At 35.3% G+C, this 23,649-nt stretch carries 26 protein-coding genes; 9 read left to right on the top strand and 17 right to left on the bottom strand.

What is annotated here, in order from left to right; genetic code table 11:
- Position 1: 1 nt before the first annotated feature.
- Positions 2 to 1,162: a glutamine-hydrolyzing carbamoyl-phosphate synthase small subunit gene (carA, locus tag B9N71_RS00235; RefSeq protein ID WP_065590600.1), complete on the bottom strand. Its 1,161-nt coding sequence runs from the start codon at positions 1,160 to 1,162 to the stop codon at positions 2 to 4.
- A gap of 270 nt (positions 1,163 to 1,432) precedes the next feature.
- Between carA and argF the strand changes: the two genes are divergently transcribed.
- Both argF and B9N71_RS00225 read left to right on the top strand, forming a co-directional pair.
- Positions 1,433 to 2,443: an ornithine carbamoyltransferase gene (gene argF, locus B9N71_RS00230; protein WP_085163694.1), complete on the top strand. Its 1,011-nt coding sequence runs from the start codon at positions 1,433 to 1,435 to the stop codon at positions 2,441 to 2,443.
- Between the two features lie 95 nt (positions 2,444 to 2,538).
- Positions 2,539 to 3,036 (top strand): phosphatidylglycerophosphatase A family protein, encoded by a 498-nt coding sequence (locus tag B9N71_RS00225; RefSeq protein ID WP_085163693.1) that lies wholly within the window; start codon positions 2,539 to 2,541, stop codon positions 3,034 to 3,036.
- Between the two features lie 55 nt (positions 3,037 to 3,091).
- On the opposite strand, the gene nadK is transcribed toward B9N71_RS00225, so the two are convergent.
- Complete coding sequence (nadK, locus tag B9N71_RS00220) at positions 3,092 to 3,970, bottom strand: NAD(+) kinase (RefSeq protein ID WP_085163692.1); 879 nt, start codon at positions 3,968 to 3,970, stop codon at positions 3,092 to 3,094.
- A gap of 158 nt (positions 3,971 to 4,128) precedes the next feature.
- On the opposite strand from nadK, the gene grpE reads away from it, so the two are divergent.
- The gene (gene grpE / locus B9N71_RS00215) at positions 4,129 to 4,713 is read left to right on the top strand and encodes a nucleotide exchange factor GrpE (RefSeq protein WP_085163691.1); all 585 of its coding nucleotides are present in this window, start codon (positions 4,129 to 4,131) and stop codon (positions 4,711 to 4,713) included.
- A 44-nt stretch (positions 4,714 to 4,757) separates the two neighbouring features.
- On the opposite strand, the gene def is transcribed toward grpE, so the two are convergent.
- Complete coding sequence (gene def / locus B9N71_RS00210; protein WP_065605826.1) at positions 4,758 to 5,270, bottom strand: peptide deformylase; 513 nt, start codon at positions 5,268 to 5,270, stop codon at positions 4,758 to 4,760.
- A gap of 156 nt (positions 5,271 to 5,426) precedes the next feature.
- On the opposite strand from def, the gene dprA reads away from it, so the two are divergent.
- Complete coding sequence (gene dprA / locus B9N71_RS00205) at positions 5,427 to 6,533, top strand: DNA-processing protein DprA (protein WP_141672756.1); 1,107 nt, start codon at positions 5,427 to 5,429, stop codon at positions 6,531 to 6,533.
- 88 nt (positions 6,534 to 6,621) lie between these two features.
- Here dprA and rraA read toward each other — a convergent pair whose 3' ends face one another.
- The 5 genes from rraA to B9N71_RS00180 form a co-directional block, all read right to left on the bottom strand.
- Positions 6,622 to 7,113 carry a ribonuclease E activity regulator RraA gene (rraA, locus tag B9N71_RS00200; protein ID WP_065590596.1) on the bottom strand — a complete coding sequence of 164 codons (492 nt, stop codon included), beginning with the start codon at positions 7,111 to 7,113 and terminating at the stop codon, positions 6,622 to 6,624.
- 89 nt (positions 7,114 to 7,202) lie between these two features.
- A complete protein-coding gene (locus tag B9N71_RS00195; protein ID WP_085163690.1) occupies positions 7,203 to 8,105 on the bottom strand; it encodes a 1,4-dihydroxy-2-naphthoate polyprenyltransferase in 903 nt (300 codons plus the stop codon).
- A gap of 141 nt (positions 8,106 to 8,246) precedes the next feature.
- On the bottom strand, positions 8,247 to 9,407 hold the full coding sequence (locus B9N71_RS00190; RefSeq protein ID WP_085163709.1) for an ABC transporter permease: 1,161 nt from the start codon (positions 9,405 to 9,407) through the stop codon (positions 8,247 to 8,249).
- A gap of 17 nt (positions 9,408 to 9,424) precedes the next feature.
- Positions 9,425 to 10,546, bottom strand: coding sequence for an ABC transporter permease (locus tag B9N71_RS00185; RefSeq protein ID WP_202983963.1), 1,122 nt, complete (start codon positions 10,544 to 10,546; stop codon positions 9,425 to 9,427).
- Positions 10,546 to 11,517 (bottom strand): HlyD family secretion protein, encoded by a 972-nt coding sequence (locus tag B9N71_RS00180; RefSeq protein ID WP_085163689.1) that lies wholly within the window; start codon positions 11,515 to 11,517, stop codon positions 10,546 to 10,548. Before B9N71_RS00180 ends, B9N71_RS00185 begins: the two co-directional genes overlap by 1 nt.
- Before the next feature lie 337 nt (positions 11,518 to 11,854).
- Between B9N71_RS00180 and B9N71_RS00175 the strand changes: the two genes are divergently transcribed.
- The 5 genes from B9N71_RS00175 (at position 11,855) to B9N71_RS00150 (ending at position 15,419) form a co-directional block, all read left to right on the top strand.
- Positions 11,855 to 13,144 (top strand): NAD(P)/FAD-dependent oxidoreductase, encoded by a 1,290-nt coding sequence (locus B9N71_RS00175; protein ID WP_085163688.1) that lies wholly within the window; start codon positions 11,855 to 11,857, stop codon positions 13,142 to 13,144.
- Positions 13,145 to 13,672: 528 nt separating this feature from the next.
- A complete protein-coding gene (locus B9N71_RS13450; protein ID WP_085163686.1) occupies positions 13,673 to 13,822 on the top strand; it encodes a transposase in 150 nt (49 codons plus the stop codon).
- Between the two features lie 303 nt (positions 13,823 to 14,125).
- Positions 14,126 to 14,467 (top strand): hypothetical protein, encoded by a 342-nt coding sequence (locus B9N71_RS00160; protein WP_085163685.1) that lies wholly within the window; start codon positions 14,126 to 14,128, stop codon positions 14,465 to 14,467.
- Positions 14,468 to 14,564: 97 nt separating this feature from the next.
- On the top strand, positions 14,565 to 14,912 hold the full coding sequence (locus tag B9N71_RS00155) for a hypothetical protein (RefSeq protein ID WP_065590591.1): 348 nt from the start codon (positions 14,565 to 14,567) through the stop codon (positions 14,910 to 14,912).
- 108 nt (positions 14,913 to 15,020) lie between these two features.
- The gene (locus B9N71_RS00150; RefSeq protein ID WP_085163684.1) at positions 15,021 to 15,419 is read left to right on the top strand and encodes a hypothetical protein; all 399 of its coding nucleotides are present in this window, start codon (positions 15,021 to 15,023) and stop codon (positions 15,417 to 15,419) included.
- Between the two features lie 167 nt (positions 15,420 to 15,586).
- On the opposite strand, the gene B9N71_RS00145 is transcribed toward B9N71_RS00150, so the two are convergent.
- The 9 genes from B9N71_RS00145 to glmM form a co-directional block, all read right to left on the bottom strand.
- Entirely contained in the window at positions 15,587 to 16,012 is a 426-nt protein-coding gene (locus B9N71_RS00145) for a F0F1 ATP synthase subunit epsilon (RefSeq protein ID WP_034911289.1), read from the bottom strand.
- Between the two features lie 41 nt (positions 16,013 to 16,053).
- On the bottom strand, positions 16,054 to 17,436 hold the full coding sequence (atpD, locus tag B9N71_RS00140; protein WP_034911215.1) for a F0F1 ATP synthase subunit beta: 1,383 nt from the start codon (positions 17,434 to 17,436) through the stop codon (positions 16,054 to 16,056).
- A 47-nt stretch (positions 17,437 to 17,483) separates the two neighbouring features.
- The gene (gene atpG / locus B9N71_RS00135; protein WP_065590589.1) at positions 17,484 to 18,353 is read right to left on the bottom strand and encodes a F0F1 ATP synthase subunit gamma; all 870 of its coding nucleotides are present in this window, start codon (positions 18,351 to 18,353) and stop codon (positions 17,484 to 17,486) included.
- A 14-nt stretch (positions 18,354 to 18,367) separates the two neighbouring features.
- A complete protein-coding gene (gene atpA / locus B9N71_RS00130; protein ID WP_085163683.1) occupies positions 18,368 to 19,909 on the bottom strand; it encodes a F0F1 ATP synthase subunit alpha in 1,542 nt (513 codons plus the stop codon).
- A gap of 11 nt (positions 19,910 to 19,920) precedes the next feature.
- Complete coding sequence (gene atpH / locus B9N71_RS00125) at positions 19,921 to 20,454, bottom strand: F0F1 ATP synthase subunit delta (RefSeq protein WP_085163682.1); 534 nt, start codon at positions 20,452 to 20,454, stop codon at positions 19,921 to 19,923.
- Positions 20,455 to 20,467: 13 nt separating this feature from the next.
- On the bottom strand, positions 20,468 to 20,938 hold the full coding sequence (gene atpF / locus B9N71_RS00120; protein ID WP_034911222.1) for a F0F1 ATP synthase subunit B: 471 nt from the start codon (positions 20,936 to 20,938) through the stop codon (positions 20,468 to 20,470).
- A 25-nt stretch (positions 20,939 to 20,963) separates the two neighbouring features.
- Positions 20,964 to 21,191 carry a F0F1 ATP synthase subunit C gene (atpE, locus tag B9N71_RS00115; RefSeq protein ID WP_143421962.1) on the bottom strand — a complete coding sequence of 76 codons (228 nt, stop codon included), beginning with the start codon at positions 21,189 to 21,191 and terminating at the stop codon, positions 20,964 to 20,966.
- A gap of 36 nt (positions 21,192 to 21,227) precedes the next feature.
- A complete protein-coding gene (atpB, locus tag B9N71_RS00110; protein ID WP_085163680.1) occupies positions 21,228 to 22,010 on the bottom strand; it encodes a F0F1 ATP synthase subunit A in 783 nt (260 codons plus the stop codon).
- A gap of 258 nt (positions 22,011 to 22,268) precedes the next feature.
- The gene (glmM, locus tag B9N71_RS00105; RefSeq protein ID WP_085163679.1) at positions 22,269 to 23,600 is read right to left on the bottom strand and encodes a phosphoglucosamine mutase; all 1,332 of its coding nucleotides are present in this window, start codon (positions 23,598 to 23,600) and stop codon (positions 22,269 to 22,271) included.
- Positions 23,601 to 23,649 lie beyond the last annotated feature (49 nt).

The following is a 23,649-nucleotide window of genomic DNA, read 5'->3' as shown; positions in this document are numbered from 1 at the left end:
ATTATTGCTCCTGCTTATAAATTTTAATTAACTCAATAAAGTGGTCAAAAAGTGATGCTGCATCATGAGGCCCAGGACTGGCTTCGGGATGACCTTGAAAACTAAAAGCCGGTTTTTGATTGTGATGAATGCCTTGTAATGAACCATCGAACAGTGATTTATGCGTCGCTCGTAAATGAGCTGGTAAGCTTGCTTCATCTACAGCGAAGCCGTGATTTTGTGCAGTGATCATTACCTTATTATTTTCTAGATCTTTAACAGGATGATTACCACCATGATGACCAAACTTCATTTTGATAGTTTTAGCACCACAAGCAAGCGCAAGAAGTTGATGACCTAAACAAATGCCAAAAATAGGAATATCTGTGTTTAAAAACTGCTTAATGGCATCAATCGCATAACTGCAAGGTGCAGGATCTCCTGGACCATTAGATAAAAATATCCCATCGGGCTTTAAAGCAAGGACTTGTTTTGCTGTCGTTTTTGCTGGTACAACAGTTAATTTACAACCACGCTCAACTAACATTCGCAAAATATTATGTTTTACACCAAAGTCGTAAGCAACAACATGATATGGTAATTGGCTTTCTGGTTTTGGAGCAGGCTGTTGCTGTTGCCTTGTCCATATGCCTTGTGACCAAATATAACTTGTCAAACAAGTCACTTCTTTGGCTAAATCAAGCCCACTTAATCCTTTAAAATCGATTGCCTGCTGTTTAGCTATTTCGGCTTTTTCAAGTAAGGTCGTTTTGTCCGTTGCTGTTATGATGACGCCATGCTGTGCACCTTTTTCACGCAAAATACGGGTTAAGCGCCGCGTATCAATATCCGCAATGGCAATAACATTATGTTTTTTTAAATAGCTAGAAAGGCTGAGTTCGCTTCGATAGTTGCTAGCTAATAATGGCAAATCACGAATAATCAAGCCTTTTGCATAAACTTGGTTCGATTCGGCGTCGGTATCATTCGTTCCTACATTACCAATGTGCGGGTAGGTTAATGTAACCAATTGCTCACAGTAAGACGGATCGGTAAGAATTTCTTGGTAACCTGTCATTGAGGTGTTAAATACCACTTCCCCAACTGTTTGACCATCAGCACCAATTGATTTCCCAATAAATTGCGAACCATCTTGTAACATAAGGAGGGCATAAGTTTGCATGACTAAAAGATCCTTTGAATGAATTATCATGAATTTTGAATAAAAATTCAATTTTACCTAGCTACAAAGATACAATATTTGGTCATTTTATTACACTTTTTTGTACAAAAAAAGCAATATTATAAAAATTATTTTAATAATTAAGTCTAATTTTTGAGACTTACCTCAGCATAAAGGTAAAATGTTAGAGTTATTATGATGTTTAACTTGAATTTGCATAATTATTCAAATAGAATCATTTACATCATTACGGTTATTAGGAGCTATATCATGCACGGTTTTTATCAGCGTCATTTTTTACGATTACTTGATTTTACCCCTACCGAAATCAATCAATTAATTAATCTTGCTATCGAATTAAAACAAGCCAAACAACAAGGGCAAGAACAACAACATTTGATTGGTAAAAATATTGCATTAATTTTTGAGAAAGACTCCACCCGTACGCGTTGTGCTTTTGAGGTTGGTGCATTTGATCAAGGTGCAAATGTCACTTATTTAGGGCCAAGTGGTAGTCAAATCGGTCATAAAGAATCAATTGCGGATACCGCACGCGTGCTGGGTCGAATGTATGACGGTATTGAGTATCGTGGTTATGGTCAAGAGATCGTTGAAACATTAGCCCAATATGCTGGTGTACCAGTATGGAATGGCTTAACGACCGAAGCACATCCAACCCAAATTTTAGCCGATTTTATGACAATGAAAGAGCATATAGGCAATCGCCCATTAAGTAGCATTAAATTTGCCTATTTAGGCGATGCCCGTAATAACATGGGAAATTCGTTAATGGAAGGTGCGGCTTTAATGGGAATGGAAATTCGTTTAGTTGCACCAAAGGCCTGTCATCCCGAAGCCGAACTCGTACAAAAGTGCCAAGATATAGCAAAAAATACGGGTGCAAAAATTATCTTAACCGAAGATGTTGCCAAAGGAGTTAAAGACGTCGACTTTTTATATACTGATGTATGGGTATCAATGGGTGAGCCTAAGGAAGTTTGGGATGAGCGTGTTAAATTATTAACACCTTATCAAGTGAATGAAAATGTTATTAAACTTACCAATAATCCAAATGTCAAATTCATGCACTGTTTACCAGCTTTTCATGATATGAACACTACCGTCGGTAAACAGATGGCAGCTCAATATGGTTTAACCAATGGACTTGAAGTGACTAATGATGTGTTTGAATCTGAACATAGTATTGTTTTTGATGAAGCCGAAAACAGGCTACATACCATTAAAGCGGTAATGGTTGCAACATTAGCCAAAGATGAATAATATTGTCATAATCAATACTTAAATGCTTAGCTAAAAAATTAGGCACTTTCTTTTTGCCGGCTTAATGTCGGTTTTATTTAAAAGAATATTGGATTATGACAAAACAAGAACGAAATAAAGATTTTAAAAAATTCCTAAAGTTAACCAATCCCATTCATTTTTTAGCTGTAGGACTAGGTAGTGGTTTATCTCCAATTATGCCCGGAACAATGGGATCGTTAATGGCGATTCCACTTTGGCTATTATTTTATGGTTTACAACCAGCTTTATACTGGGTATTTATTTTAGTGACTTTTATTTTTGGTTGTTTTATTTGCCAAAAAACATCGGATGATACCCATACGCACGATTCAGGGCATATAGTATGGGATGAATTTGTTGGCATGTGGATCACCCTATTTTTTATTCCACAACTTTCTGTTATGTGGATTGCGATAGCCTTTGTAACATTTAGGATTTTTGACATGGCAAAACCGTGGCCAATTCGTTGGTTTGATAAACGTATACCTGGCGGTTTTGGTATTATGGTGGATGATGTGATTGCAGCTATCTTTTCATCATTCACCGTTTATATCATGACATTGGTTATTTAAGATGTAATCTTATACTAAAACACATACTTTCCTGAAAGTTTTTTACAAAAATAGATTAAAACATCTTTTGCGACCATCCTAACTTAGTCGAAAGATTATTAAAATAATCATAATCTTTGGTATGAATTAAATTAAATTCATATAAAGATCGGCGAATAATCACATCTTGCGTTGGTTTGACCGGTAAAATAATTTGGCTATCACAGGCAATATTTAAATCAAGCGCAGTAGTTGGAAATTTAAGATGAATTGGGTTATTGCCTTTGATAACCAAAGGTCTAACTGCTAACGAATGCGGAAACATTGGCGTAATAATTAATGCATCTAAATGAGGCGCTAAAATAGGGCCTCCAGCCGATAACGAGTAAGCGGTAGAGCCTGTTGGCGTTGCAATAATTAACCCATCAGCTCGCTGTGAAAACGCATTACGTTCATTAATGTAAACATCATAGTCAATCATATGCGCTACAGTGTTAGGAGTGACGACAATTTCGTTTACGGCGAAACTCGAATTAATCAAATTACTATTATCATAAATGGAAACTTCTAATAAGAAACGAGGATCATCCTCATATTCACCGGCAATAACAGGACTTAATTGTTCAATTACTTGTTCATGCGAGATATCCGTTAAGAAACCGAGATTACCTCGATTAACACCAATCACTTTGATTTTATAGTGTGACAAGTACCTAGCTGAACGTAGCATATTTCCATCACCACCCACAACAATGGCTAGGTCAGCTTGTTCACCAATTGCTTCTAACGAAGCGTAATGGCTAACTGGAAATTGAATATGATCCGCTAAGCGATCTTCAACTAGCACATGAATACCAAGACTAACAAGCCAATCATAAAGCACTTGATGAGTTTCGATTGCCTCTAATTTACGAGGAAGCCCAATGAGACCAACGCATTTAAAAGGTGTATTCATAAAATATCCTTGTTATTCTTTTATATAAACGATATGTATTTTTTCGTCACAGGTCAAAAAATTACATATCAATTTACTGATAAGCTTGTAATCATAAAAATTGTCCCCATAATAACCGTAATTCACTAAGTTTTCGACTACATTATTTGGAGTACCTTATGACAGAGCAAGATAAAAATATGTCAGAAAATGAAACTAACATTGACACACCAGCTGAAGAAACAACAGAGCAAGAAGCTCCAGCGCAACCAAGTCTAGAAGAGCAATTAAGCGCAAAAGATGCACGTATTGCAGAGCTAGAACAAGCATTACAGTTGGCTAAAAAAAATGAAAGCGAAGCCATGATTCGTGCGCGAGCTGAAATTGATAATGTTCGTAAACGTGTTGAACAAGATGTTGATAAAGCTCGTAAATTTGCACTAGAAAAATTTTCTAATGAATTATTACCCGTTATTGATAATTTAGAACGAGCTTTAGAATCTACAGATAAAACCAACCCTGAGCATAAAGCTACTGTTGAAGGGTTAGAGCTGACATTAAAATCATTCCTAGATACTGTCAAAAAATTTGGTATTGAAGTGATTAATACTGAAGATTCACAACTAAATCCTGATGTGCACCAAGCAATTAGTATGGTTGAATCACCAGAACATCAATCAGGTCAAATAGTAAATACCATCCAAAAAGGCTATACCTTAAATGGCCGGTTAATTCGTCCTGCGATGGTAATTGTTGCTAAATAGTTATCTTTAGATAGGTTAACCGCCAATCACTGTGGCGGTTAATTTTATTGATTCCGTTGCTCCTCACGAGCAAGTTTCTTCATTTTTTGTTCAATTCGTTGACGTTTTAATGGTGAAAGGTAATCAACAAAAAGTTTACCTTTTAAATGATCCATTTCGTGTTGGATACAGATAGCAAGTAACTCATCGGCATCAATTTCGTAAGGATTGCCATGGCGATCTAGAGCTTTAATTTTGATTTTTTCTGCTCTTGGCACAAATCCACGACAATCAGGAACCGATAAGCACCCTTCCTCAATACCCGTTTCACCTTCTTGGCTTATCACTTCAGGATTGATGATCACATAAACTTGGCTTTTATCTTCTGATACATCAATAACAATAATTTGTTCATGTACATCAACTTGGGTTGCTGCAAGCCCAATACCATTTTCGTCATACATGGTTTCGATCATGTTATCAATGATCGTTTGTAGCTCAGGGGTGAACTTGGTAACAGGCTTAGCAACTTTGCGAAGTCGCTCATCAGGAAAACGTAATACCGGTAAAATAGCCATAAATTCTTCGATCTACTCCTCAAATTTCGGGTTTATTCAAACTATTGCTCATTGTAAACATTTATCATACTGATGAATAGCCCTTGTTGGCTATTGGTAGTATTTATCTTATCAATTCAAGATATCTAAATCATTTAAAACGAGTGCGGAAAGATTATGATGAGTAAATATGAATTCTTATTAAGAATTTCAATGGTTGGATATGGAAAACAAAATATTTTTGAAAAAATTGGACAGTTTTTTGCTAACGGTTTACCAAGTAGCATACAAAATGTGCCTTGTTTGTTAAATAAACTAGGATTGTCGGATGTTCAAATAGTGCGTTTTTATGAAACATCATATCTTCATTTAGAACCAATACTTCAATGGTTAGAATCACCCCACCCACAAAAACACCTTATTGCTTATTGTGATAACGATTATCCTTTATTACTTAAACAAATTTGTTCTCCGCCTTTATTGTTGTTTGTTTTAGGTAATCGACAGTTATTACATTCACCTCAATTAGCCATGGTTGGAAGTCGTGAATTTAGTGAATATGGAGCACAGTGGGGACGATATTTTGCTAGTGAATTAGCTATTAATGGTTTAACAATTACCAGCGGTTTAGCGCTTGGATTAGATGCTATTTGCCATCGTGGCGCACTTGAAGTATCGGGTCATACCATCGCAGTGTTAGGTAGCGGTTTAGCAAAAATTGCACCAAGATCAAATTTAAACTTAGCCAATGATATTTTGGAGCAAGGTGGAGCTATTGTGTCCGAATTTTTTCCATTTGAAAAAGCCAGATCCGTCTATTTTCCTCGTCGGAACCGAATTATTAGCGGGTTAAGTTTAGGAACTTTCGTGGTTGAAGCTTCAGAAAAAAGCGGCTCGTTAATTACTGCGCGCTATGCACTTGAACAAAATCGAGATGTATTTGCCTTACCAGGTGATATTAACAATGAAAACTGTAGTGGAACTCACTATTTAATTAAACAAGGCGCTTATTTAGTTTCTAAACCAGTTGATATTTTAGAGCATTATTATAGTTATTTATCAGCAGTAAATAGTTCGTGTAATCAGCTTAAAGAAGAACAGAATAATTCTATTTTGTATCCTGAAATTTTTGCTGTGATTCATCATCAACCTATCCCTATTGATATTATTGCTCAACAAGTAAATATGTCGATTTCAGAAGTGAGCGTCAAATTATTAGATATGGAACTAGAAGGTTTAGTAAAGACGGTAACAGGTGGTTATATTCGTAATCGAGTGATTTAAAATTAAAGATTTTTTGTTAAAAAGTTTCAGGTAAGTATACGTTTAAGTATAAAAACCACCGATATGTACCGGCGGTTCACACTATTTTTTATTTATCTTCAATTTCAAGAGCAATTTCAGATAAGATGATACCTGTGTTATCAGCATAGACAAAATCACCTGAGAAGAAAGTCACTCCACCAAAATTAACACGAATATCAATTTCACCAATGCCTTGATCTTCAGCACCAACAGGAATAGCTGCTAGAGCTTGAATGCCAATGTCGGCTTCAGCTAGATAATCAACTTGGCGAACAGCACCATAGATAATTATTCCTTCCCATTGATTTTGAACAGCAATATCTACTAGCTCTGCATCAATTAGCGCTCGACGAACAGAGCCCCCCCCATCAATAACAAGGATTTTTCCTGAGCCGTCTGATTGCAAAATTTCGTATAGTAAGCCGTTATCTTCAAAACATTTAACTGTTACAGCTTGACCTGAAAACGATGCTACGCCACCAAAATTACTAAATATTGGTTCAACTACGTTAACATCTTCTGGGTAATAATCGCAAAGAATTGAAGTATCAAACTCCATTATCAAGTCTCCTTTTGCTGTGATATATAAGTTTATTTAGTATAACGCTAATACCAAGTAAAATGATATTAAAATTAAATAAACGTGAACTAGCTCAAAATAATCCCCAAACAATAAAGTAAATTAGTCAATAAAGCAAGTTTGACCATCTGTAATAATAAAGGTACCCCTTCTTTGTGCGTATTAAATTGAAAAACCATATAAATATGCTTAATAAATAACGGTAATGTTAATATAAACAAACCGCTCCAGATTGTTTGTAATTTATTGTATGCAAATAAACTTAGCAAACAAAATGCTATGAGTAATAGCAATAAATGATAATATCGCCCCATACATTTACCAATCATTACCACTAAAGTACGCTTATTACTTTTTCGATCTAGTTCTATATCACGAAGGTTATTGATATTAAGCACAGCAACGGATAACAAACCACAGCCTAAAGAAGGTAAAATAATGGATAAAGAGAATACCTTAGTTTGCAAGTAGAAACTCCCCATGACACCAATCAAACCAAAAAAAGTAAGTACTGATAGATCGCCAAATCCAATATAGCCGTAAGGTTTTTTACCTATGGTATAAGTTATTGCGGCAACAATAGATAATAATCCTAATAATATAAAAATAAATAATTCATAAATATTATTACAAGCAAATATAAGCAAAATCAGCCCAAATAAAATACATAAAAAAATATTAATCCATAGCGCTATTTTTAGCTGCTTAAGTGTAATTAAGCCTAATTGTATACCTCGATTATGGGCAGTAAGATTGTTTTGATCGCTACCTTTAATTTCATCTCCGTAATCATTGGCTAGATTAGAAAGAATTTGTAACAATGATGCTGTAATTAATGAAAACAGTAGTATCCAAAAACTAAATTGATGTTGCCAATAAGCTAGTGCATTACCTACTAATATCGCAGAAAGAGAAAGAGGTATGGTTTTTAACCGTAAACTAATAATCCATGGGTAAAATTTATTGTACATTCAATAACTGTATTATTTTTAGTGAAAACTATAAATCATAATAACAGGAATACTGAATCAATTCACTGTGTTAGTAATAAAAAGCTCCTTCAGTAAAACTCAGATTATTTTCCGTATATGCACTTTACCCATATTTATCATTTAGCTACGCATTTTTGAATATCGAAACGTTTTCATTTTTCTAAATATACTTCTAACTTTTCCTTCTCGTAAGGCTGATATGAAAATACCTAACGAGCTATATATTACTCCTAGTAAAAGTATCATAAATATATTTAGCCAGTTATCTGATAAGCTTAACCCCATTTGATTCACTCCTGCAATCATATTGGTTGCCCAAGTTGAAGGTAGAGAATAAGAAACACATTGTACCCATAATGGCATTGCATCAATAGGCCAAATGGTTCCTGAAAGATAGAAAACAGGAGTGGTTAAAAATGCTAATGTAAGATATATCATCTCAGTACGGCGTAAACATTCTGTTAGTAATTTGCTCAAACCTAGCGCCCCAAGTAATAGTGGAAATGTCATGATTAATATTTCGGGAATGCTAGCCAATTGCCGATAACCAAGTATCCAAGGCCATAAACCAAATAATACAATAGATAAAAATAACCAGATAGGTAATAACCCACATAAACTGCCAAAGACAACAATTTTAGGCGGTTTGCCTTGGGGTAGCGAATTTAGGGTGATATTAGTACGAGTTGAAGCAATTAAAAAAGAGTGTTGTAACAACATGACTAACAAACCTGGAAAGGTAATGGCAGCAAAACTGATGCCTGCATTATAAAGTGGTTCGGTTTGACCTTTTATAGGTGATAAAATAATATTGATCTGTTTATCTGAAAATCCGTTATTACGCATTATTTTAGTATTATATTCAGTCAATATCTGCTGATATATCCCTTTTATATCAACTTGTATTAAACCATTAGCTAAACGACTTGAAGCATCACCATATGCAGGAATTGTAACTTCTTCACCATTTATTAGACGCTTTTCAAAATCTCTTGGAATTGTGATCACAGCAAAAAGTTTACGATTATTGATATCATCATAAGCTTGAAGAGAGCTTTCATAAATAATCGTATCAATTTTTGAACTTGTTTCTAATGAGCGAATTAAACCACGGCTTGTTGGAGTATGATCTTGATCAACAATTGCTATCGGTAAATTAGTGATAGTTCCATTAATATAAACAAGGCTCATTAATGATACTGACAATAGTAACAATAACCACATTGGTCGTCCTAACAGATAAAAGAATATTTTTATAAATGAAGACCAAAATATTTTAATCATCTAAATTTATCCTCTTACTGTGAATGTAAACGTCTTACTAGACGCTTTCTGACTAACACGGTAATAATAATTGGATAGATCATTAAAATTCCGCATGTTTTTAACACCGACAAATAACTAGAGTGACGCAAAAACAGATCGAACAGTTTATTTAGTGCATAAGTTAATGGTTCAAGCGAAGAGATAAATCTAGCAATCCATGGCATGGATAGTTCAGGTACAACAACACCAGAATAAGTTAATGCAAGTCCAACTAAAATACCTATATAAGTATAGGCATCAATAGGAGTTTTAGTAAAAGTGTATAGCAAAATACCAATGCTTTGTGCTGCAATAACATAGAAAAATACCACTATCATCATGGCAAAAGGAGAACCTGATACACGCGCATTAGAAAACAAAACCAGCATAGCAATTTCAAAAATAAGCAGCATAGTAAACCAAATTGTATAAGGTGCTAATTTCCCTAAAACAAAAGGGTAGCTAGGACGAGTTCGCTTTGGCAACTGTGCTAAAATGTGAATTGTTGTGGTTACAACAAATAGCTGCAATAAATGCACTACTGCGGAAAATTGTTGGAAGTACATTGAGTTACCACTAGCATTAAATAAACCATCATAATTAAAGTTAACTTTTGCCAATGGGGGAACTGGCATGCCAATGCTAGTAGCCATGGTGGTTCGATATTGGGTATTGATTGTTGCTATCAACCCAGAATAATCCATGATCGAATATAATCCAGCACTATAATATAACGCATTATAATAAAGCATTGGTGTAGGTTGGCGACCTGATAATACATCCGCTTCAAAATTAGGTGGAATATAAAGTAGCGCATAAATTTTTGCTTTTTGCAGATCACGCTCAGCATCAAAAAGTTGGCTATCATAATTGATAAGATCTGCATGTGCTGCAGCATTAAGATTACGCACGAGTTCGCGTGATAAAGTACTCTTATCTTGATCAATATAACCTACTGGTAAATCATATAATACACCTCGATAAAAAATACTACTAATTAACACAAAGATAATTAGTGGCATAATCCACATTAGCCAGTGAAAGGTAAACCGCCTAAAAATTTGTGGTATTTCGGCGTTAAACGCCTCTTTAAAACGATGCCAGAAATCTAACATTATTTGTCTAGCTTCCATAATGTGCTCATACCTGCACGTAAACCTTCAACAGGTGCAATAGGATAGAGTCTTACTTCAAAGGTTTTTAAATCAAAATCTCCTGTTGCTCTTGTTGCACGTTTAGTTGCATAATCGCCCATTGGTGCTATATAACGAATTTCGGCTTCAATTTCTTTGTGATTGAGTGCAGGTACTTCAAGTATAATATGATCACCTTTGCGAATATTAGACATAATATCTTCACGCAAGTTAAATACGAAATAAGCTTGAGGTAATTGAATCACTGTTAACAATGGGCTGTTAGCATTAAACAATTCGCCAACTTCAGCAGGAATAGAACCAATTTCACCTGCTACTTGCGCTTTAACTTGTAAATCATCATATTGTATTTGTAGCTGTTTAAGTTGCTCTCCGGCTTCTTCCAATTTGGCAGCATAAATTTCACGTTGCTCAATGCGATCTCCATTTTTAGCTTGGTCTAAATTAGCTTGTGCTGATTGAACCTGTTGAAACGCTGAATCGCGTGTTTTTAATGCGCTATCTAAGATAGATTGAGAAACATAACCTTTGGCCGAAATAGCTTTGTTACGCTCATATTCTTTGGAAGCATTATCATATGTTACCTTTGCTTGCTCAAGAATTGCTTCATAATAACGAATGCTTTCTTCACGAGTTCCATGCTCCGAAAGTGCTAATTGAGCTTTTGCTTGGTCTCGCGCTGCTTCAGCCGCTTTGACTTGAGCTAAAAGCTCAGGGCTATCGAGAGTAATAAGAATATCACCAGGTTTAACGTCATCACCTCGATGAACATGAATAAATTGCACTCTACCTTTGGCTTTAGAAGCAACGCTAACATTCGGTGCATCAACTTCTCCTTGTAAGATAAACTGACTATTGTGTGAGCGAATTAAAATCGTCATTGATATTAAAATAACGATTAACGCAATAATAGTAAAAACTTTTTTGTTCATAAAATTTTGTATAGAGTGGTATTAAAGAGATAAGAAATAGAGAATTAAAATTATTATATACTTTGTAAAATAAGCATATGTAAAATTTACTCTCTCCCATTATACGAAAATTGCTTTATTTACACAAAGCATATCAATTTAATTTAAAAATGAATTAATATCAATACTAAGTTATTATAGTGGTAACTGATTTTTTATATCTACTTAAAATAAATTTTATTAATTATAAAATGATACTTTAATAGGTTTTATTTATAAGTGATATTAGTCAAATAAAATAGATAAAAACCTACTTATTTAGTAAACTATTAAAAAATAAAAATTTAAGGTATTTAATATGGTTAAAATAATTATTATTGGTGGTGGCGCAGGAGGATTAGAATTAGCAACTGATCTCGGCGATAAATTAGGGAAAAGTAATCAAGCCGAGGTTACACTAATAGATAAAAATACTTATCATATTTGGAAACCTTTATTACATGAAGTTGCTACTGGTATTCTAAATGAGCAAGCTGATAAAATTGATTATGCTGAACAAGGACAACAACACCATTTTCAATTTATTCAAGGCACGTTTACTAATCTTAATCGTGAAGAAAAGCATGTTATTATTGAGAATTCAAATAGTGAATCTATTTCTGTACCATATGATACATTAGTTGTGGCAATAGGAAGTACTTCAAACGATTTTGGCACACCTGGAGTTAAAGAACATTGTATCTTTTTAGATGACCAAAACGCTGCAATTCGTCTACGTGAAACACTTATTACAAAATTTGCTAGTTTTTGTTCAATTATTGATGAACATGAAACGACGACTGAAGATAAAATTCGTATTGCTATTGTTGGTGGTGGCGCAACAGGTGTTGAATTAGCTTCTGAGTTACCTCATATGGTTGAAACATTTGGCAACTGTGGTCGTAATAAAATGTGTTCTGATTTGCTTGATGTATCTATTATTGAAGCAACTGACCGTATTTTACCTGCTTTACCTGAAAAAACGGCATTAAATATTACCGATACCCTTCAAAAACGTGGTATTCATGTATTAACAAAAACCATGATAACCAAGGCGGAAAGTGACGGCTTTTATCCAAAGGAAGGCGATATTATTAGCGCAGATATTATGATTTGGACTGCAGGTGTAAAAGCACCAGACTATTTAAAAGATATTGCTGGTTTAGAATCAAGCCGTTCGAATCAACTGGTGGTTAAACCAACATTACAAACAACGCGCGATGATAATATTTTTGTTATTGGTGATTGTGCTTATGCTATGCAAAACAGCGGGCGAGCCTCACCAGCTACTGCACAAGCCGCACATCAAATGGCAAAAATATGTTATGAAAATATCATTAACATGTTAAATAATAAACCCATGAAATCATTTAATTATGTTGATAATGGAACGATTATTTCTCTCCATGATACAGCACAAGGTGTAGTTAAAATTGCTGGTAAACGCGAAATGAATGTTAAAGGTTTTTTTGCTTTAACTATTCATCGTTTGTTATACCGTATGCATCAAGCAAGCTTATTAGGTATTTTCAAAACAATTCGATTTGTTAAGGCTAGTAAAGAGATGTATAAAAATAAATTTGCTTCTATTTTTACTCATCAAGACTAGTTTCCCATTTAGATAGCTACTTACAAATACTATTTTATAAGTAGCTATTTTATAATTTATAACATTATTTACAGGTAAGGGGAATTTAATACGTTTTATTATATTATTTATGCTGTCTGTCTCTAGTTAGCTTTTTAGTATTGCTAGTTATAAACCTCAAGATAGTGATTTTATTTTTCCATCCACACAATCAACAAAGTCTGGCTATTAAACAAGCAACAAACTCTCCATACATTCATATGGTAATTATTTTTAATACAAATGGTAAGCCATATATTTTTGAAACGGCTAATAAAGTAATTTATACACCACTAACTAGTTGGGTTTCACGTGGTAAAATAAAAAATTACGTTATCACACGATTAAAAAATCACAATTTATCTAGGATGTATTTATCTTTGATGGTAGTTTTTAAATGACATAGTGAACGTTATAATAATTTTGCCAAAAATAACCATAACTTAATTCATTATACCGTTAACAACGGTTAACAGATAAGCAGTGGGAAGGAAAACGCGACTGAAAATAATGAAAAGTACGAGTCGAGTTTATAATAAAACAGAATATAGAGTGACATTTGAGGAAATACTGTTCCAAATAAGAACGGGTATTTCTTGGCGAAATTTACCGACTACATTTAGTGAATGTAATACAGTCTATAGACGTTTTAATTTATGATTTAGAAAAAAGCATATTAATGTATATTATCAAATAATTATTAAGTATTGCTGATATCGAATGGGTTTTACTTGATGATTATATTGTGCAAGCACATCAACATAGCTCAGGTGCAATAACTCAACATTTAGAACAAATAGGAATTATGCCAGCATGTTATCGCTGGTATTTATACTTTTGTGGCTACCAATGTATTGTTGATTAATATATAAACACAAAAGATCAGCAGTCTATAATTACAACTTAATTTTTACATGGTACACTTTGTGGCGTCATCTACAAGAAATCAATTTAGGTAATAATATGAAAAAACTAACTATACTGATATTGTTAATGTCATGGCCACTAGTATCTTTAGCCAAAGGACCTAATTGTTATACTTGGCCTATGAACATGACCATGGTTTGGATGAAAAATGAAAAGATAGTAGATATCCAAGACTTGGATGAATCAAAAACCAAAATAATGCAATTGGCCTCAGAGAAAATAAAAAAAGATTTATATACGCAAATTTATCAATTTGTTTTTTATGATAAGAATGGTAATAGTTACGAAGTTATTACAAAAAGCCAAGCATCATACGAAGAATGTTCAATGAGTGATGTGAATAAATATCTAATATCCAAAAGCCAAGTTCATCAATAGGTTATCTAATAATAGGTAAGTAAACTCGGTATTTTAGACTGTTTTTAGTCAACGATATAAGTAATATAGGTAAAAAAGAATAATTTAAGGTAATTATATGAAAAAGCTTTCTTTATTAATATTGTTAATATTATGTCCAATTCTATCCTTTGCTAAGGGGCCAGATTGCCATAATCACGCTCTGAATAAGGCTAAAGAGTGGTTGAAAAGTAGTAATATAGTGGAGATTGAAAACTTGAATCAATCAAAATTGAGAATAACACTTTTAGCATCTGAACAGAAAAGTAAGGGTTTATATACACAAATTTACCACTTTGTTTTGTATGATAATCAAAATAAATCTTACGAAGTCATCACAAAAAATGAAGATTCTGATAAAGAATGCTCAATAGGTAACGTTGATAGTTATTTAGTAGCAAAACGCCAGGTTGATTATTTTGATTAATTAGTGAAATTACTAAAGATTTCAGACGTGTTTAACCAAACTATATTATTGCTTTATCAATTATTTAGCTAAATGAATACGGCAAGACAAAAAATTAAAGGTTGTAAAATGAAAAAAAATTTCTTAATTATTGGGCTAATAATGTGGCCTATAATCTCTTTTGCTAAAACACCTAATTGTGCAAATGCTTTCATGAATAATGCGGCTCGGTGGATGCAATATGATGGAGGAATCGTTGAGATGGCTGATTTAGATCCATCAAAAACAACAGTAACATTATTGGCATCAGAAAAAAAGAAAAATACAAATAATATGATAAAGAAAAAATATGTATATACCCAAATTTATCGCTTCGTTTTTTATGATGATAATGGCAATAGCTATCAAGTTATAACAAAAGGTGATGCAGTAGAAGTTAACGAAAATGATATTACTGAATTTTGTTCAGCTGGATTGAGCGACGTTTATTTTGTATCGAAAAATAATTTAAGTGTAGATAGTAAATAATTCGATTGATTAACTAATCTTTTTTAGCTTTAATTTGGATATAGAATGGGTACAACTCACAAGTTAAATGTTGGAAAGTCCTTTAGCAATCAACTTATCGGAAAGTTAAAAAAGGCTACTTGTAATACAAAATAGCCTTTTGTGTATGATAAAAAATCAAAAGCAAACTATTGACCCATGCGGCGAGTCAATTCGATAACGCGAATTTTTGCCAAAGCTTTTGATAATTCAGCAGATGCTTGTGCAAATGACATATCATCGCTTGGGTGATTAATATGTTCTTGTGCTTGTCTTACTGCTTCTTGTGCTCTTGCTTCATCTAAATCTTCACCACGAATTGCAGTATCTGCCAAGATAGTTACGATGTTAGGTTGTACTTCTAAGATGCCACCAGATAGATAGATAAACTCTTCTTCACCATCCGCTTTCACAATGCCGACCATGCCTGGTTTTATGGTTGTGAGTAAAGGGGTATGGCCAGGATAAATCCCAAGTTCACCTTCCTTACCTGTGACTCTGATTCGCTGAACATCACCCGAAAACAGGTGAGATTCAGCACTAACAACTTCTAATTGATAGGAAGTTAGTGCCATAATACGATCTCCATTAATACGATCTTCGTTCAATGAATCTCTTAGAGAGATTTTGCCTTCTCAATCGCTTCATCAATTGAACCAACCATATAGAATGCTTGTTCAGGAATATGGTCATAATCACCATTCATGATTCCTTTAAATGCACTGATCGTATCTTTTAAAGGTACATATTTTCCTGGTGAACCAGTAAATACTTCTGCAACAAAGAATGGTTGAGATAAGAAGCGCTGAATTTTACGTGCACGAGCAACGATCAATTTATCATCTTCAGATAACTCATCCATACCAAGAATAGCAATAATATCTTTTAATTCTTGATAACGTTGTAGAATTGACTGAACACCTCGTGCACAATCATAGTGCTCTTGACCAACAACTAAAGGATCTAATTGACGACTAGTTGAATCTAATGGATCCACTGCCGGATAGATACCTAAAGAAGCAATTTGTCGACTTAATACGATTGTCGCATCTAAGTGAGCAAAGGTTGTTGCTGGTGATGGGTCAGTCAAGTCATCTGCTGGCACATACACCGCTTGGATTGAAGTAATCGAACCAGTCTTAGTTGAAGTAATACGTTCTTGTAGTAACCCCATTTCTTCAGCTAATGTTGGTTGATAACCTACTGCCGATGGCATACGACCTAATAACGCAGATACTTCAGTACCAGCTAATGTATAGCGATAAATATTATCGATGAATAATAAAACATCTTTACCTTCGTCACGGAATTTTTCAGCCATAGTTAAACCAGTTAACGCAACACGTAAACGGTTTCCTGGTGGCTCATTCATTTGGCCGTAAACTAATGATACTTTATCAAGTACGTTTGATTCTTTCATTTCGTGGTAAAAGTCATTACCTTCACGAGTACGTTCTCCCACACCAGTAAACACTGAGTATCCTGAGTGTTCAATAGCGATATTACGGATCAACTCCATCATGTTAACGGTTTTACCTACACCAGCACCACCAAACAGACCAACTTTACCACCTTTAGCAAATGGACAAATTAAGTCGATAACTTTAATACCTGTTTCAAGTAGTTCTGTTGAGTTTGCAAGTTCTTCATAGGTTGGGGCTGCACGGTGAATCGCCCAACGTTCTTCTTCTCCAATAGGACCTGCTTTATCAACAGGATCACCAAGTACGTTCATAATACGACCTAGTGTTTTTGTACCAACAGGTACTTCAATGCCGTGACCAGTGTTTACTACGTCAAGTCCACGTCTTAAACCATCAGATGAACCCATTGCGATACAACATACAACGCCACCACCTAATTGTTGCTGAACTTCCAGAACTAATTTTTCAGTGCCTGTTTCCACTTCTAATGCATCATATACCTTTGGTACTGCATCTTCTGGGAATTCGACATCAACCACCGCACCGATGATCTGGACAATCTTTCCAGTAGCCATTTTTAATCCTCTACGTCTTTTTCTTAACTATAAGCTAATATTTAGCACTAACCTGAAACAGCGGCTGCACCGGATACAATATCAATTAATTCATTAGTAATAGCACCTTGACGTGCCTTGTTATACACAATTTGTAATTCATTAATTAGGTTTGCACCGTTATCCGTTGCCGCTTTCATGGCCACCATTCTTGCTGCTTGTTCACTCGCTAAATTATCAACCACTGCTTGATAAACTTGTGATTCAATATAGCGACGTAAAATCACGTCTAATAGTGATTTAGCATCAGGCTCATAAATATAATCCCATGATGAAGCTTTGAGTTTTTTATCTTCTGATGGTGGTAAAGGTAATAATTGCTGAATTGTCGGCTTTTGTGACATCGTATTAATAAATTTGTTTGTGACAATATATAATCTATCAATTTTACCGTTGTCATATGCCTCAAGCATTGTTTTTACCGGCCCAATTAAATCGGATAAATTTGGTTCATCGCCCAAATTAGTAGCTTGAGTTAAGATGTTCGCTTTCACTGACGAGAAAAACGAAACACCACGCGAACCAATTAAAGCAACATCAGCTTCAACACCTTTTTCCTGCCATGCTGACATATCAGCAATGACAGTTTTAAAAAGATTGATATTTAAACCACCACATAAACCACGATCGGTTGAAATGATAAGATAGCCAACTCGCTTTACATCTCTTTCTTCTAAATAAGGATGTTTGGCGCCTATCTGAGCTAACGCTAAATGTCCAATTACTTCACGAATCATTTCGGCATATGGTCGACTAGCAGCCATTCTATCTTGCGTCTTACGCATTTTAGAATTGGCAACCATTTCCATCGCTTTAGTGATTTTTTGCGTACTTTGGATACTGGCAATTTTTGTTCTAATCTCTTTTGCATTAGCCATTTTTTACCTCACCCTTACCATGTTTGAGTTGATTTAAAGCTTTCAAGTAATTCTTTTAGCTTAGCTTCAATCTCATCATTGTAATTACCTGTTCCATCAATTGATTTAACAAAATCGGCATATTGACTATGGGCATAAGCAAGTAGTGCTGTTTCAAATGGTAATACTTTAGCTAATTCTACATCTTCAAGATAACCACGTTCAGCGGCGTAAAGTACTATTGATTGTTCAGCAACAGTCATTGGCGAGTATTGCTTTTGTTTTAACAATTCTGTTACTTTTTCACCGTGACTTAATTGGTTTCTTGTTGCTTCATCTAAGTCTGATGCAAATTGAGAGAACGCAGCTAATTCACGATACTGTGCAAGCGCAGTACGAATACCACCTGATAATTTTTTCATTATCTTAGTTTGTGCAGCACCACCCACACGTGAAACCGAAATACCAGGGTTAACCGCAGGGCGGATACCTGAGTTAAATAGGCTAGTTTCAAGGAAAATCTGTCCATCAGTAATCGAAATTACGTTAGTTGGTACGAATGCTGAAACGTCACCAGCCTGAGTTTCAATAATTGGTAATGCTGTTAATGAGCCTGTTTTTCCTTTTACTTCGCCTTTGGTGTACTCTTCAACATAGGCTTCGTTGACTCGCGCTGCGCGTTCAAGTAAGCGAGAATGAAGATAAAATACATCACCAGGATAAGCTTCACGTCCAGGCGGACGACGAAGTAATAACGAAATTTGACGATAAGCAACAGCTTGTTTAGATAAATCATCATAAACAATTAATGCATCTTGCCCACGATCGCGGAAGTATTCTCCCATTGCACAACCAGCATATGGCGCTAAGTATTGTAACGCAGCTGATTCAGACGCTGATGCCACAACCACAATTGTGTTTTTAAGTGCACCATGCTCTTCAAGTTTACGTACAACATTGGCAATAGTTGATTGTTTTTGACCAATGGCAACATAAATACATTTTACACCTGAGTCGCGTTGGTTGATGATTGCATCGACAGCAAGTGCTGTTTTACCTGTTTGACGGTCACCGATGATAAGTTCACGTTGACCACGTCCAATTGGAATCATTGAGTCAACGGCTTTATAACCAGTTTGTAATGCTTGGTCAACGGATTTACGATCGATAACACCAGGTGCAACTACTTCTACTGGTGAAAAACCGTCATGTTGAAGTGAGCCTTTACCATCAATTGGTTCACCTAGTGTGTTAATAACGCGACCTAATAAACCTTCACCAACTGGTACTTGTAAAATACGTCCAGTACATTGTACTTTCATACCTTCAGACAAGTCTTCGTATGGTCCCATGACTACCGCACCAACGGCGTCTCTTTCAAGGTTTAATGCCATTGCATATCGGCCGCCTGGTAATGCAATCATTTCGCCTTGCATTACATCAGTTAATCCGTGGATTCGAAGGATACCATCACTTACAGATATGATAGTTCCTTCATTGTGAGCATCACTCACAATATTGAACTGAGCTATCCGCTCTTTAATTAGTTCACTTATTTCAGTTGAATTTAGCTGCATTATCAGTCCCCTTAAGACTGTAGAGCGTTATTTAAACGATTTAAACGCCCTCTGATACTACTATCAATAACCATATCGCCCGTACGAATAATAAAACCAGAAATGAGCGATTTATCTATATGACATTTTAGTTTTACTTTTCGTGATAAACGTTTTTCGACAGCGACAGAAATTTTATTAAGTTGCTCATTAGTTAGTTCACTAGCAGAAATTACATCAACATCTGCTTGCGATTCTCTATCTAAACAATATTGTTCAAACAAGGTTAACACTTCAGGAAGAAGTGATAATCGTTTGTTTTCAGCCATAATCTTAATAAAATTAGTACCAAACTCATCTAACACATCTTTACAAATGTTGATGAGTAAATTAGCCACCGAATCAGTTTTCATATCAGATGTTAAGACACTTCTTATTTGAGTATCTTTACTCACTTCAGATGTTAGCACTAACATTTTATGCCATGATTCGATGCTGTTATTTTCTACCGCAAATTCGAAAACGGCTTTAGCATAAGGGCGAGCAATCGTAATTAAGTCAGCCATTGCTCTATTCTCCTTATAGTTCAGCTACGAGTTTATCAATGATGTCGCTATTTGCGGCTTCATTAACAGAACGTTCAATAATTTTTTCTGCACCAGCAATAGCGAGTGTAGCGACTTGTTGTTTAAGCTCTTCTCTTGCTCGTTTGCGTTCAGCTTCTACTTCGGCAAGTCCTTGAGCAACAATTCGTTCTTTTTCGCGAGAAGCTTCTTGTTTTGCTTCTTCAAGAATGATTGCTTTGCGTTTATTCGCTTGCTCAATAATTGCATTAGCCTCAACCTTAGCCTGTTGCATTATGTCAGATGTATTCGCTTTGGCTAATTCCAAATCTTTTTTTGCTGTTTCTGCTGAAGCAAGTCCTTCGGCTATCTCTTTTTGGCGTTTTTCAATCGCGCCAATAACAGGAGGCCAAACAAACTTCATACAGAACCAAACAAACAATACAAATGTAATTGCTTGGCCGAGGAGAGTTGCGTTCATATTCATGACACGATTCCCCCTTAAATTTTTATTAACCTGCAACCACGAAGATAACGTAAAGTGCAATACCTACACAGATCATTGGGATTGCATCAACTAGACCCATAACGATAAAGAATTGAGTACGTAACATAGGCATTAATTCCGGTTGACGAGCAGCACTTTCTAAAAATTTACCGCCTAATAAACCAACACCAACTGCACCACCAATTGCAGCTAATCCCATCATAATGCCTGCGGCTACAAATAACATTTCCATTATATACTCCAGTTTATTAACAAAAAAATATTAAAATTAATGATCTTCCGTTGCCGACGCCATAGCTAAATAGACGATCGTCAACACCATAAAAATAAAAGCTTGTAACGTAATTATTAAAATATGAAAAATGGCCCATGGTAACGATAATACCCACTGTGACCACCAAGGTAATAATCCAGCAATTAAGATGAAAATAAGCTCACCTGCATACATATTTCCGAAAAGTCGAAGCCCTAAAGAAACAGGCTTTGCTAATAGGCTAACTAATTCAAGTACTAAATTAATAGGTGCAAACGCCCAGTGATTAAATGGATGCAAGGTATATTCTTTAACAAACCCTGAAATCCCTTTGTACTTGATCGAGTAAATGATGATAAGTGCAAACACACCTAAGGACATCGACATAGTAATGCTTACATCTGCGGTTGGTACAACTCTCAAGTGTGACAGACCTAGGTACTGACCTGCATAAGGTAGAAAATCAACAGGGATAAGATCCATTAAATTCATCAAGAAAACCCAAATAAACACAGTTAATGCTAACGGCGCAATGAGTTTATTTTGACCAGTAAACATGTCCTTAACAGTATTATTGACAAATTCGAAGATCATTTCTACTGCACATTGCAGTTTACTTGGGACACCACTGGTGGCTTTTCTTGCTACACGATGGAATATCCACAAAAAAATAACACCAAGTAAGATCGAAAAGAACAATGAGTCAAGATTTAAGGTCCAAAAACCAGAACCTACTTGCAAGTTCTCAAGATGATGCTTGATATAAGCTTGTGGTGAAGCTGGAGAGGAAACCGACATATAACCCTCTTAACCTATTTTTAAAAAATAAAAAATATTGCTCATGTTTTCAGTTGAAAGATATAAGCAATTGCTATAATAATCTGAAGTTACTATTTTAAACCTAATTGCCTATAACAAGTCAACCTTTGATTAACAAAATTAAAATTTTAGACACTTTTTACTAATTTTACGTAAATGCACGCAACTTCTTTTACTATTCTAACTTCAATATAGCTCAATTAATGGCTTAATTAATGGGCATGATTGGGGGTATTTTTAGGCTTTAACTGCTGTAGCGATAGTTTCTGCCAACTTTTGCACTTCGTTTTCATTGCTTCCTTCTACCATAACACGAATTAGCGGTTCGGTTCCTGATTTACGGATCAAAACTCGACCATTATGACCAAGCTGTTTTTCTGCATGTTTAATTGCCGCTTTTACTTCATCACTATTTAAGGGGTCGTTTTCACCTGAAAACCGAACATTAATTAATACTTGTGGTAACATTGTCATACCACTGCACAAGTCAGCTAATGACATATCATTACGAATCATTGCGGCTAATACTTGTAAACCTGCAATAATACCATCACCAGTGGTGGTTTTATCTAACAATAAAACATGTCCCGAATTTTCGGCACCTAAGCGCCATTTTTTTTCGATTAGTTTTTCAAGTACATAACGATCACCAACTTTAGCACGAGCAAATGGGATACCGAGATTTTTAAGTGCAATTTCAAGCCCCATATTGCTCATTAATGTGCCGACAACGCCGCCTTTTAGTTGACCTTGTCTTAATGCTTCACGGGCAATGATATAGATAATTAAATCACCATCAATTTTTCGACCTTTATGATCAACCATGATTATGCGGTCACCATCGCCATCTAAGGCAAAACCTAAATTGGCTTTTTCATCAATAACTCGTTTAGCAAGCGCTTTTATGTCAGTTGCGCCACAGTTTTCATTGATGTTAACACCATCTGGCTCACAACCAATTTTTATTACTTGTGCTCCTAGTTCTCGTAATACTTTTGGTGCTATGTGATAGGTGGCACCATTAGCGCAATCAACAACAATTTTTAATCCAGACAAACTTAAATCATGGTCAAATGTGCTTTTACAAAATTCAATATAACGCCCTGCAGCGTCGGTAATACGGCTAGCTCGCCCGAGTTGTTTGGATTCAACGCAATCGATCTCTTTTTCAAGCTCGGCTTCAATTTCCAATTCGATTGTATCATCAAGTTTTTTCCCTTCGGTTGAAAAGAATTTAATACCATTATCATAAAAAGGATTGTGCGAGGCAGAAATGACAACGCCAGCATCAGCACGAAAAGTGCGGGTTAAATAGGCAATGGCCGGGGTTGGCATTGGTCCTGTAAACGCAGCGGCAACACCAGCAGAAGCAAATCCCGCCTCTAGTGCTGATTCAAGCATGTAGCCTGAAATGCGGGTATCTTTACCGATTAATACTTTTTTAACGCCATCTTTGGCTAGCACTCGCCCAGCAGCCCAGCCTAATTTAAGCGCAAAATCTGGTGTAATAGGATACTGGCCAACTTTACCGCGAATCCCATCTGTACCAAAATATTTCCGATTAGACATGATATTCCCTCACACTAACATTTATTATTTCTAACAACTATCTTTTGAT

The organism is Gilliamella bombi (assembly GCF_900103255.1).
Classification (GTDB): domain Bacteria; phylum Pseudomonadota; class Gammaproteobacteria; order Enterobacterales; family Orbaceae; genus Gilliamella; species Gilliamella bombi.
The sequence above is the reverse complement of the archived record's forward strand: the minus strand, read 5'-3'. Positions and strand labels throughout refer to the sequence as shown.

Bases quoted from the DNA above. Each gene is read 5' to 3' on its own strand.
- carA (WP_065590600.1), bottom strand. From the start codon at position 1,162: ATGCAAACTTATGCCCTCCTTATGTTACAAGATGGTTCGCAATTTATT.
- argF (WP_085163694.1), top strand. From the start codon at position 1,433: ATGCACGGTTTTTATCAGCGTCATTTTTTACGATTACTTGATTTTACC.
- B9N71_RS00225 (WP_085163693.1), top strand. From the start codon at position 2,539: ATGACAAAACAAGAACGAAATAAAGATTTTAAAAAATTCCTAAAGTTA.
- nadK (WP_085163692.1), bottom strand. From the start codon at position 3,970: ATGAATACACCTTTTAAATGCGTTGGTCTCATTGGGCTTCCTCGTAAA.
- grpE (WP_085163691.1), top strand. From the start codon at position 4,129: ATGACAGAGCAAGATAAAAATATGTCAGAAAATGAAACTAACATTGAC.
- def (WP_065605826.1), bottom strand. From the start codon at position 5,270: ATGGCTATTTTACCGGTATTACGTTTTCCTGATGAGCGACTTCGCAAA.
- dprA (WP_141672756.1), top strand. From the start codon at position 5,427: ATGATGAGTAAATATGAATTCTTATTAAGAATTTCAATGGTTGGATAT.
- rraA (WP_065590596.1), bottom strand. From the start codon at position 7,113: ATGGAGTTTGATACTTCAATTCTTTGCGATTATTACCCAGAAGATGTT.
- B9N71_RS00195 (WP_085163690.1), bottom strand. From the start codon at position 8,105: ATGTACAATAAATTTTACCCATGGATTATTAGTTTACGGTTAAAAACC.
- B9N71_RS00185 (WP_202983963.1), bottom strand. From the start codon at position 10,546: ATGTTAGATTTCTGGCATCGTTTTAAAGAGGCGTTTAACGCCGAAATA.
- B9N71_RS00180 (WP_085163689.1), bottom strand. From the start codon at position 11,517: ATGAACAAAAAAGTTTTTACTATTATTGCGTTAATCGTTATTTTAATA.
- B9N71_RS00175 (WP_085163688.1), top strand. From the start codon at position 11,855: ATGGTTAAAATAATTATTATTGGTGGTGGCGCAGGAGGATTAGAATTA.
- B9N71_RS13450 (WP_085163686.1), top strand. From the start codon at position 13,673: ATGAAAAGTACGAGTCGAGTTTATAATAAAACAGAATATAGAGTGACA.
- B9N71_RS00160 (WP_085163685.1), top strand. From the start codon at position 14,126: ATGAAAAAACTAACTATACTGATATTGTTAATGTCATGGCCACTAGTA.
- B9N71_RS00155 (WP_065590591.1), top strand. From the start codon at position 14,565: ATGAAAAAGCTTTCTTTATTAATATTGTTAATATTATGTCCAATTCTA.
- B9N71_RS00150 (WP_085163684.1), top strand. From the start codon at position 15,021: ATGAAAAAAAATTTCTTAATTATTGGGCTAATAATGTGGCCTATAATC.
- B9N71_RS00145 (WP_034911289.1), bottom strand. From the start codon at position 16,012: ATGGCACTAACTTCCTATCAATTAGAAGTTGTTAGTGCTGAATCTCAC.
- atpD (WP_034911215.1), bottom strand. From the start codon at position 17,436: ATGGCTACTGGAAAGATTGTCCAGATCATCGGTGCGGTGGTTGATGTC.
- atpG (WP_065590589.1), bottom strand. From the start codon at position 18,353: ATGGCTAATGCAAAAGAGATTAGAACAAAAATTGCCAGTATCCAAAGT.
- atpA (WP_085163683.1), bottom strand. From the start codon at position 19,909: ATGCAGCTAAATTCAACTGAAATAAGTGAACTAATTAAAGAGCGGATA.
- atpH (WP_085163682.1), bottom strand. From the start codon at position 20,454: ATGGCTGACTTAATTACGATTGCTCGCCCTTATGCTAAAGCCGTTTTC.
- atpF (WP_034911222.1), bottom strand. From the start codon at position 20,938: ATGAATATGAACGCAACTCTCCTCGGCCAAGCAATTACATTTGTATTG.
- atpE (WP_143421962.1), bottom strand. From the start codon at position 21,191: ATGGAAATGTTATTTGTAGCCGCAGGCATTATGATGGGATTAGCTGCA.
- atpB (WP_085163680.1), bottom strand. From the start codon at position 22,010: ATGTCGGTTTCCTCTCCAGCTTCACCACAAGCTTATATCAAGCATCAT.
- glmM (WP_085163679.1), bottom strand. From the start codon at position 23,600: ATGTCTAATCGGAAATATTTTGGTACAGATGGGATTCGCGGTAAAGTT.